Annotated in this window: 5 protein-coding genes; 2 read left to right on the top strand and 3 right to left on the bottom strand. The window is 59.7% G+C overall.

All coding sequences use genetic code 11. From position 1 onward, the window contains the following. The first annotated feature begins 196 nt into the window (after positions 1-196). The gene (locus QMX91_RS27165; protein WP_282413648.1) at positions 197-2626 is read left to right on the top strand and encodes a TonB-dependent receptor; all 2430 of its coding nucleotides are present in this window, start codon (positions 197-199) and stop codon (positions 2624-2626) included. Positions 2627-2769: 143 nt separating this feature from the next. On the opposite strand, the gene QMX91_RS27160 is transcribed toward QMX91_RS27165, so the two are convergent. After that, complete coding sequence (locus QMX91_RS27160; RefSeq protein WP_027610904.1) at positions 2770-3645, bottom strand: AraC family transcriptional regulator; 876 nt, start codon at positions 3643-3645, stop codon at positions 2770-2772. A gap of 254 nt (positions 3646-3899) precedes the next feature. Between QMX91_RS27160 and QMX91_RS27155 the strand changes: the two genes are divergently transcribed. After that, positions 3900-4802 (top strand): DMT family transporter, encoded by a 903-nt coding sequence (locus QMX91_RS27155; protein WP_134785470.1) that lies wholly within the window; start codon positions 3900-3902, stop codon positions 4800-4802. 19 nt (positions 4803-4821) lie between these two features. On the opposite strand, the gene QMX91_RS27150 is transcribed toward QMX91_RS27155, so the two are convergent. Then, on the bottom strand, positions 4822-5331 hold the full coding sequence (locus QMX91_RS27150) for a DUF2165 domain-containing protein (protein ID WP_210558926.1): 510 nt from the start codon (positions 5329-5331) through the stop codon (positions 4822-4824). A gap of 148 nt (positions 5332-5479) precedes the next feature. After that, on the bottom strand, positions 5480-6454 hold the full coding sequence (locus tag QMX91_RS27145; RefSeq protein WP_135294993.1) for a D-glycerate dehydrogenase: 975 nt from the start codon (positions 6452-6454) through the stop codon (positions 5480-5482). Positions 6455-7244 lie beyond the last annotated feature (790 nt).

The raw sequence follows: 7244 nt of genomic DNA, 5'->3' as shown, positions 1-7244 counted from the left end.
GAGCAAGCCCGCTCCCACAGGGGAATGCATTCCAGAATGTGGGAGCGGGCTTGCTCGCGAAGGCGTCAGAACTACCGACACTGCTCTCGAAAAATATTTTCAAATTTGTGGTGAGGTAAACCGCAGCCCCATCCGTGTAGTGACTGAAACTGCGAGTCATTCGCATCCGTTGCGGTTCTACACAGGTCATTGAGCAATGAAGTCCAGGGCAAAATCGGGTTCGGTCAAACAGTGGTTGGGTGTTTCGGCATTGAGTTTTTCGGCGTTGGCGCTGTTGCCGCTGAGTGTGGCGCTGGCCGCTGAAACCGTCAGCAGCCCGACACAGAAACAGTTCAGTTTCTCCCTGAGCGCCAAACCACTGCCCCAGGCTCTGAGCGACTTCAGCCGCGTCACCGGGCAAAGCGTGGTCTACACCGATGAAGCGCCGTACGGCCTCAACGCCCCGGCCGTCAGCGGCCAGATGAGCGCCGAACAGGCGCTGCAACGCCTGCTCAGTGGTTCCGGCATGACCTTTCGCCGTACCGACAGCCACACCTTGGCGCTGGAACCGCAACCCACCGCAGGCGCACTCAATCTTGGCGCGACCACCATCACGTCGATGCGTGACGAGTCGATGAGCTATCAGCCGCCGCAGACCAGTTCGGTGATGCGCTCCTCGGCTTCGCTGCAGGAGATTCCTCAGACCGTCAACGTGATTCCGGCCCAGGTCATTCGCGATCAGTCCCCGCGCAATCTCGACGATGCGTTGGCCAACGTCAGCGGCATCACCCAGGGCAACACCTTGGGCAGCACGCAAGACTCGGTGATGACCCGCGGTTTCGGCGACAACCGCAATGGCTCGATCATGCGCGACGGCATGCCCATCGTGCAGGGCCGTGGCATGAACGCGACGGTCGATCGGGTCGAAGTGCTCAAGGGCCCGGCCTCGTTGCTCTACGGCATTCAGGATCCGGGCGGCGTGGTCAACCTGGTCAGCAAGAAGCCGGAACTGACTCAATACAACGCGCTGACCCTGCGCGGTTCCACCTACGGCGACGGCAAAAATGGCAGCGGTGGCACCTTCGACAGCACTGGTGCGCTGGGTGAATCAGGGCTGGCCTATCGGCTGGTGCTGGACCATGAAGACGAAGATTACTGGCGCAACTACGGCACTCACCGCGAGACGCTGATCGCGCCGTCGCTGGCCTGGTTCGGCGAGCGTACCCAGCTGTCGTTCGGCTATGAACACCGCGAGTTTCTGACCCCGTTCGACCGGGGCACGGTAATCGATCCGCGCACCAACCATCCGCTGGACATCTCGCGCAACGAGCGTCTGGATGAGCCGTTCAACGACATGGAAGGCCGTTCCGACCTGTACCACTTCGAAGCCGACCACGAACTCAACGACGACTGGAAAGCCCATTTTGGCTACAGCTGGAACCGCGAAACCTACGACGCCAGCCAGGTACGCGTGACCGCCATCGACACCAAAAAAGGCACGCTGACCCGCAGCATGGACGGCACGCAAGGCGCGATCAGCACTGACCGTTTCACCACCGCCAGCCTTGAGGGCAAGGTCAACCTGCTGGGCATGCAACATGATCTGGTGTTCGGCGTTGACGATGAGTACCGCAAGATCTACCGCGCTGACCTGATCCGCCAGAAAAGCCTGAGCACCTTCAGCTATGTCAATCCGGTGTATGGCCGTGAAGTCGAAGGCACCACGGTCAGCCCGGCGGACAGCGCGCAGACCGATCTGCTGCGCAGCGATTCGGTGTTTCTGCAGGACTCGATACACCTCAACGACCAGTGGATTCTGGTCGCCGGCGGACGCTTCCAGGAGTACGACCAGTACGCCGGCAAAGGCGTGCCGTTCAAGGCCAACACCGACAGCAACGGGCAGAAATTCGTACCGCGCGCCGGTCTGGTGTATCGCTACACCGACGAATTATCGTTCTACGGCAGCTACACCGAATCGTTCAAACCCAACTCGACCATCGCCCCGCTCAGCGGCAGCAGCACCGTGCTCGACGGCAGCATTGCGCCGGAAGAGGCCAAGTCGTGGGAACTGGGTGCGCGTCTGGATATGCCGGGGCGCATCACCGGCAATATCGCGCTGTTCGACATCAAGAAGCGCAACGTGCTGGTCTCCAATTCTGAAGGCCCGACCACCATTTACAGCGCGGCTGGCGAAGTGCGTTCCCGGGGTCTGGAACTGGACCTGACCGGGCAGTTGACCGATCGCTGGAGCCTGATCGGCGCCTATGCCTACACCGATGCCGAGGTCACCGACGACCCGGACTACAAAGGCAATCGCTTGCAAAACGTGGCGAAGAACAGCGGTTCATTGTCGGCGGTGTATGACTTCGGCAGCGTGATGGGTGGCGACCAACTGCGGGTCGGTGCCGGGGCGCGGTATGTCGGCGAACGCGCGGGCAATGCGGTGAATGATTTCGACCTGCCGAGCTACACCGTGGCCGATGCGTTTGCCACTTACGACACCAGACTCGAAGGGCAGAAGGTCAAGTTCCAGCTCAACGTGAAGAACCTGTTCGACCGCACCTACTACACCTCGGCGGCGAGCCGGTTCTTTGTGTCGATGGGCGATTCGCGGCAGATTTCGTTGTCGAGCACTTTGGAGTTCTGATCCAGGACCGCGTCATCGTTCTTCGCGAGCAAGCCCGCTCCCACAGGTTCCCCGGTCGGACATAAACGTCTTGAACGGCCGCAGACCTTGTGGGAGCGGGCTTGCTCGCGAAGAGGCCCGAACAGGCAATAAAAATCCCGCCTCTAACGCAAAAATGCCTGCCGATATTCCCCAGGCGTCCCACCCAACACCTGCCGAAACCGGTTGGTGAAATGACTGGCACTGGCAAACCCGCACGCCAGTGCAATCTCCCCCAGCGGCAACGCCGTGCCGCGCAACAATTCCCGCGCCCGGTTCAAGCGCCGCGCCAGCACGTACTGATGCGGCGGCAGGCCGAAGCTCACGCGAAACATCCGCGCAAAGTGGTATTCCGACAGCGCACACAATCCGGCCAGTTGCCCGAGGCTGATCGGCTCGGCCAACTGATTGTCGATGAACTCGACCAGTTGCCGCCGCTGATGGGGCGCCAGTCCGCCCTTGAGGCGCACACCCTGCCGGGCGCCGACCTGGCTGAGCAGGGTATGGCTGATCAATTCATGCGCAATGCTGCTGGTCAGCAGGCGTTCGGCCGGTTCGTCCCAATTCAGTGTCAGTAACTGACGAAAGCGTCGGGCCTGCTGCGGATCTTCCAGAAAGGTCTGCTCGCGCAACTGCATCTCTCGCGGCTCGCGATCCAGCAGCGTGACGCAACCCAAGGCAAATTGTTCGGCGCTGAAATACAGATGAGCGAGACGCAGATCGCCGTTGATCACCCAGCCCGATTGGTGATCGGCGGGCAGGATGCACAACTTGTCCGGTCCGCCCTTGCGCCCCGGTTGGCCACGACGAAAGGTGCCCGTGCCCCCGGCGATGTAGCAGGAAAGCGTGTGGTGGCTCGGCGTTTCGTATTCCTGGGCATCGTGGTGGTTGGTCCACAGGGCCGCAGACAAGCCGTCACCGAGATCGGCGCTGTGCAACAGGCGTGCATTCGGCGAGCGGTTGAGGGCTTGGAAGACTTGCAGGGTATCGATAGCGGCCATATTCGGTTCTCTCCAACGCCTTGCATCCTACTCCGTAGCTTTCGCGCTGCCAGCCTGTCGAGCGACAAAAGCGCAAGAATCTGCAAGCGCCCCGATCGTTGCTGTCGCACCCTGAACCTCCATACAACACAACCCTGTGGCGAGGGCGCTTGCTCCCGCCGCGCTGCGCAGCGGACCCATCAGTGAGTGCTGCGCACTCAAGCGCGAGCAAGCTCGCTTGCCACAGAGTGCCCGGTGTTCTCAGGAGTTTCGTCATGAACCTTTCGCTGTATCTGCTGACCGTGCTGATCTGGGGCACCACCTGGATTGCCCTGAAATGGCAACTGGGCGTGGTGGCGATTCCGGTGTCGATCGTTTATCGCTTCGGTCTCGCCGCGCTGGTGCTGTTCGTGCTGTTGCTGCTCAGTCGGCGGCTGCAACCGATGAATCGGCGTGGCCATTTGATCTGTGTGGCGCAGGGGTTGTGCCTGTTCTGCGTCAACTTCATGTGCTTTCTGACCGCCAGCCAGTGGATTCCCAGCGGGCTGGTGGCGGTGGTGTTTTCCACGGCCACTTTGTGGAATGCGCTCAATGCACGCGTATTCTTCGGTCAGCGCATCGCGCGCAATGTTTTGATGGGCGGGGCGCTCGGCCTGTTTGGTCTGGGAATGCTGTTCTGGCCGGAACTGGCCGGCCATCACGCCAGCCCCGAAACGTTGCTTGGTCTTGGCCTGGCGCTGTGTGGCACCTTGTGTTTTTCGGCGGGCAATATGTTGTCGAGTCTGCAGCAGAAGGCAGGCTTGAAACCCTTGACCACCAATGCCTGGGGCATGGCCTACGGGGCGGCGATGTTGTCGGTGTGGTGTCTGGTCAATGGCATTGCGTTCGACATGGAGTGGTCGCCACGTTACGTCGGGGCGTTACTGTATCTGGTGATCCCCGGTTCGGTGATCGGCTTCACCGCGTACCTGACGTTGGTCGGACGTATGGGGCCGGAGCGTGCGGCGTATTGCACCGTGCTGTTCCCGGTGGTGGCACTGAACGTGTCAGCGTTTGTTGAAGGTTATCAGTGGACGGCACCGGCGTTGTTCGGGCTGGTGTTGGTGATGCTGGGTAATGTCTTGGTGTTTCGTAAGCCGAAAACGCTGGTGGCGCCGGTGCAGGGGAAGTTGGTATGAAACAAACGATCACTGAACATCAGCGCTCGACTTTCAAGGTGATGTAAATCATCACCGGGAATATGAAGTCAATGATATGCCGGGCCCAGTCCTTGGCATTCCATGATTGTGAGGTGTCCATGTCAAACCATTCCACCCCCACGGTTTGCAGGCACACGTAATAAATGAAAATTGCCGCCAGTATGCCCATGATCGAGAACTTTTTTGCCTCATGGAATACCTCTGCAGGCGCATTGATGTGCCGATAGAGTTGATAGGTGCCTATCAGGCATAACGTCGTATACGTTACTTCCATCGTGATGATGAACCAGTAGATCCGGTGATGAATCATCGGTGAATCGATGGCTCGGTATTTTATGGACTCATTGGCGGTGGTAGTGTCCATGCTCAGGATATGAGCCACGTACGTGTAGTTCGAGTCATAGTCGGTAAAGTTGTGAATCATCACCAATACACCAAAGAAGCTGATGTAAGCCATCAATATAACTTTGCTGTAGCGAATAACTTTATCGGTTGTCAGGTTGTTCACGGGATTAGCTCTCCATAGCAGTGGTCGATCATTCGATTGCCAGGCAGAGCTTATAATGCTGTTGTTAAATTGGCTTTGTTGTTCAATTTCAAGTTGTGTAGGGCGGCAACTAACGGGCAAGTGCGGTTCTGCACTTGCCCGTCATTTTTTATCCGCGCCAGACTTGCGGATTGACCAGGTCCTGCGGGCGTTCGCCGAGCAGCGCGCTGCGCAGATTGGCCAGTGCACGATCGGCCATGGCTTCGCGCGTTTCATTCGTGGCGGAGCCGATGTGCGGCAATGTCACAGCATTTTTCAACTGGAACAGCGGCGACTCGGCCAGCGGTTCTTTCTCGTAGACGTCCAGTCCGGCGCCACGGATGCGATTGTTTTGCAGGGCTTCGATCAGCGCCGGCTCGTCGACCACCGGGCCACGGGAGATGTTGACCAAAATCGCCCCCGGCTTCATCAACGCCAATTCGCGATGGCTGATCAGGTGGCGGGTCTTGTCGCTGAGCGGCACCACCAGGCAGACGAAGTCGGCTTCGGCGAGCAACTGGTCGAGGCTGCGAAACTCTGCGCCGAGTTGCTGTTCCAGTTCGGTCTTGCGGCTGTTGCCGCTGTAGATAATCGGCATGTTGAAGCCGAAATGGCCACGGCGGGCGACGGCGGCGCCGATGTTGCCCATGCCGACGATGCCCAGGGTTTTACCGTGGACGTCACAGCCGAACAACGGTGCGCCGACGCTGGCCTGCCATTGGCCGGCCTTGGTCCAGGCGTCGAGTTCGGCGACGCGGCGGGCGCTGCTCATGATCAGGGCGAAGGCGAGGTCGGCGGTGCTTTCGGTGAGCACGTCCGGGGTGTTGGTGAGCATGATCCCGCGTTCATTGAAGTAGTCGAGGTCGTAGTTGTCGTAGCCGACGGAGACGCTGGAGACTACTTCGAGTTTTGTGGCGGTTTCGAGTTGGGCTTTGCCGAGTTTGCGGCCGACGCCGATCAGGCCTTGGGCGTGGGGGAGGGCTTCGTTGAATTGGGCGTTGATGTCGCCGTTCTTTGGGTTGGGGACGATGACGTCGAACTCTTGCTGCAGGCGTTCGATCATGGGTGGGGTGATGCGGCTGAAGGCCAGGACTGTTTTTTTCATCGCTATGGGCTCGGCTTCTGGGCTTTATTGCCAAGCAAGCTAACATTTCTGTTTTGGGTTGTCTTGGCGGCCTCTGGGCCGACCATGCTTTGGGTTGATGGGGGACATATCCGTTGCTTCGGGTGCTGCTGCTGGCGGTTTCGCTCTTACAGCGACTCCCTTTGGCAAACGCCCCAAAGGAAGCAAAGGTCTTGGCCCCTGCGTTCGGCCCTCGCTTAGGCTCGGGTTCCTTCGTTGCGGGGTTCATCCGGGGGCATCGCCTCCGGTTTGCTTCGCTGCACCTCCTCTCGATGTATGCGGCTTCGCCGCATGGCGCTGCGCGCCTACCCCCGGATAAACCCCTCCACTCAGCCTGCCGATGGGGCCGGCACGGCAAGATCAAGAGCTTTCGGCGAGCTGACACTCGGCCATTTGAGTGGTGAAGAGCATGCGGTCTGTCTGGACTGCTTTGCTTTTCTGTAGGAGTGAGCCTGCTCGCGATGGCGGCCTGACAGCCGACCAGTTTCCAACTGACTGACCCAATCCCACTGTGGGAGCGGGCTTGCCAGCGAAGGCGGCCTGACAGCCGACCACTCTCTAACTGACTCACCCAATCCCTGTGGAAGCTGGCTTGCCAGCGATGGCGGCCTGACAGCCGACCAGTCTCTAACTGACTCACCCAATCCCCCTGTGGGAGCGGGCTTGCTCGCGAAAGCGGTGTGTCAGTCACCGAAAGTGTTGGATGTGCTGACGCCTTCGCGAGCAAGCCCGCTCCCACAATGGCTCAGCTGTGTGCGGCAGGTTGGGTGAT

This window comes from Pseudomonas sp. PS01299, from assembly GCF_029960145.1.
In the GTDB taxonomy this organism is placed as follows: domain Bacteria; phylum Pseudomonadota; class Gammaproteobacteria; order Pseudomonadales; family Pseudomonadaceae; genus Aquipseudomonas; species Aquipseudomonas putida_A.
This window is presented reverse-complemented; position numbering and strand designations above follow the sequence as displayed.